Genomic DNA, 2,329 nt, shown 5'->3' with positions numbered 1-2,329 from the left:
CCGGACGTGGTGCCGCGCGTTGTCGCTGGCGCGGACGCAGACGATGTAGCGATTGGGATCCAACGGCGCGAGTGCCGTGATCTGCCGCTCCAGCACGAGCTGGCCCTCCACCTCGGACAGCCAGACCGGGTAGGGATCGTCCTCGGTCTGCGCGCTCTCGCCAGCGGCTAGAATAAGAATGTTCATGGAGCCGCCTCGATCTCGGCGATCCGCCTGTCCACGTTCGCCAGGGTTACGTCGGCTGGCGTCTGAACGATGAGCAGATGGGCGCCCGACTGCCGCGCTGCCCGGATGCCGTGCTCGTTATCCTCGAGAATCAAGGTCTCCTCCGGCGAGACGCCGAGGCGCTGCATAGCTGTCTGATAGATCTCGGGATCCGGCTTTGCTCGCGATACGTCCTCGTTCGAAAGCATGAGATCGAGGTGCGCGGTGAGATTGGCGCGGTCCATCATCATCGTGACCGAGTCGCGGACGGAGTTGGACGCGACAGCGAGCTTGACGCCTCGCGCCTTCAGGCGGGCGAGGGCGAACTCGTGGGCGAAGGTCGGCCGGCAGAGCGTGCTGACGAGCTCCAGCGTGTAGGACTGCTTCAGCCTGTTCAGAAAGCCGTGTAGGCCGCTGGGCAGGTTCTCGGTGGCCGTCAGGAGTTCGAGCTTCCTCCGGGTCGGCAGGCCGTCAAAAGTCGTCAAGTGGTCGGTCCGGCTGATCTCCATGCCGAACAGGCGGAGCGCGCGGTTCAGGGCCTCGTAGTGCCAATCCTTGGCGTCGATCAAGACGCCGTCCATGTCGAAGATGACGGCCTTGATCATCAGCTCAGCATCCCGCTAGCGCGGTCGGGGAAATCGGTACACAGGGTGATGTCGCCCGCCATATCCAGAAGCCACTCCCAGACGCGGTGGGGATCCCGTCCGTGGAGTTCGGGCGAGACCACGCAGACGGCCTTGCCGGCTGCGAGATGGCGTTCGATCACGCGCTTATCGAACCAGTCCCGATGGAAGCCATCGAGCCACACGCCTTGCGCCTCGTGGTACAGGATCGGGTCTGGCTCGACGTCGCTGTGCCGGGTGTAGAACGGCAGATCCGCTCTCGCGTAGCGGACCATCTCCGGAACCGACATGTCGAACGCGAACCAGGAGATCCCGCGCCCCTCGAAAGAGCGCGCGAGTGCCGGCCCGAGCCCGTCGGCCTTGACGTTGACGGCGAGCGGCAGACCTGTACCGGTGAACAGATCGAGCGCGTCTTCCCAGCGCATCGCTTCGTTGCCGGGTGGGTCGTGCGAGACGACCAGCCGACCCGCCATATCGCGGACGTCGGTCTCGGTCCCATAACCGGCAGCGATCGAGCGCTCGAACGCCGCGCGGGTGTTCTTCTCGTCGGGCTGGTGCCACCAGCCGCGATGGCTGATGATCCTCATTTGGCTGCGGCGTCCCGCGAGATCGGCAGGCTCAGAAATAGGTCGAGGTCGCCCGGCGTGCCCAGGCCGTACATGCCGTCAGCTTCGCGGCCGATGTTCATGAACGCGACGCGGGCGCCGGCCTCGATCAACTCCTCGTAGACCGGGGCGACGTAGAATTCGCCGTTGACGCGCTTGTCGGCCGCGATCATCCGTTTGGCCGCGTCAACGAAGTCGCGGCCGCGCTTGAAGTTGTAGATGCCGACGGTGGCCTCGTCGGAGATCGGCTGCTTCTCGACCACGCGCGTCACCCGGCCCGTCTGATCCAAGCCGACAAACGACCACTTCGGATCATGTGCGGTCATGGTCATGATGAGGCCGTCGACTTCGGGATCGTCGATCCGGCTCAGATACGCGTCGATCGAGCAATCGATGAACTGATCGCTGTTCGCGATCATCAAGGGGTTATCGGAGATGTGCCGCTCGGCGAGGAGCACGGTGCAGGCCGCGCCCTCGGTGATGCCGTCGATCTCGACGAGCTCGGCATTGGGCGCCCACTCGGTGAGCTTCTGCCGCAAGCCGTAGGCTTCGACATGCTCGCTTTGGCAGATGAAGATGAAGCGATGGGCACGCGTTGGGCGCAGGTTGTCGATGACCACCTTGATCATGGGGGTGCCATGGATCGGGATCAGCGGCTTGGGCTGAGCATATCCCACAGACGCGAACCGGCTCCCCCGTCCAGCCATCGGGATGACGATATCGAGCATGATGCGCCGGCGGATCCATAGCGTTCGGGGACGTCGGGACGCCTTAAGCGATCTGCCCTAGAGGCTCAAGTCTGGGTCGCGGACTCATTAAGCTCGCAGCCAGATCCGCAGGGCTGCGAGCTTGACGCTGGCTAGGAAGTTGTCGGGATCCTTGTCGTAACGGGTGGCG

At 64.3% G+C, this 2,329-nt stretch carries 4 protein-coding genes and 1 pseudogene; all 5 read right to left on the bottom strand.

Going from position 1 to position 2,329, the window contains the following annotated elements:
* Positions 1–186, bottom strand: a 186-nt coding sequence (locus BLT59_RS30390; protein ID WP_139174175.1) for a glycosyltransferase family protein, incomplete at its 3' end; no start/stop codon positions are given.
* The gene (locus BLT59_RS30385) at positions 183–809 is read right to left on the bottom strand and encodes an HAD family hydrolase (RefSeq protein ID WP_091789987.1); all 627 of its coding nucleotides are present in this window, start codon (positions 807–809) and stop codon (positions 183–185) included. The genes BLT59_RS30390 and BLT59_RS30385, both read right to left, overlap by 4 nt.
* Positions 809–1,414, bottom strand: a complete 606-nt coding sequence (locus BLT59_RS30380) for a PI-PLC domain-containing protein (protein ID WP_091789984.1) — start codon at positions 1,412–1,414, stop codon at positions 809–811. The genes BLT59_RS30385 and BLT59_RS30380 overlap by 1 nt, the downstream gene beginning before the upstream one ends.
* A complete protein-coding gene (locus tag BLT59_RS30375) occupies positions 1,411–2,160 on the bottom strand; it encodes a glycosyltransferase family 2 protein (RefSeq protein ID WP_091789981.1) in 750 nt (249 codons plus the stop codon). Before BLT59_RS30375 ends, BLT59_RS30380 begins: the two co-directional genes overlap by 4 nt.
* An 87-nt stretch (positions 2,161–2,247) precedes the next feature.
* A pseudogene (locus BLT59_RS31020) lies at positions 2,248–2,329 on the bottom strand (IS5/IS1182 family transposase); the annotation flags it as partial.

This window comes from Methylobacterium sp. UNC378MF (genome assembly GCF_900103195.1).
GTDB lineage: Bacteria > Pseudomonadota > Alphaproteobacteria > Rhizobiales > Beijerinckiaceae > Methylobacterium.
The sequence above is the reverse complement of the archived record's forward strand: the minus strand, read 5'-3'. Positions and strand labels throughout refer to the sequence as shown.

Bases quoted from the DNA above. Each gene is read 5' to 3' on its own strand.
- BLT59_RS30385 (WP_091789987.1), bottom strand. From the start codon at position 809: ATGATCAAGGCCGTCATCTTCGACATGGACGGCGTCTTGATCGACGCC.
- BLT59_RS30380 (WP_091789984.1), bottom strand. From the start codon at position 1,414: ATGAGGATCATCAGCCATCGCGGCTGGTGGCACCAGCCCGACGAGAAG.
- BLT59_RS30375 (WP_091789981.1), bottom strand. From the start codon at position 2,160: ATGCTCGATATCGTCATCCCGATGGCTGGACGGGGGAGCCGGTTCGCG.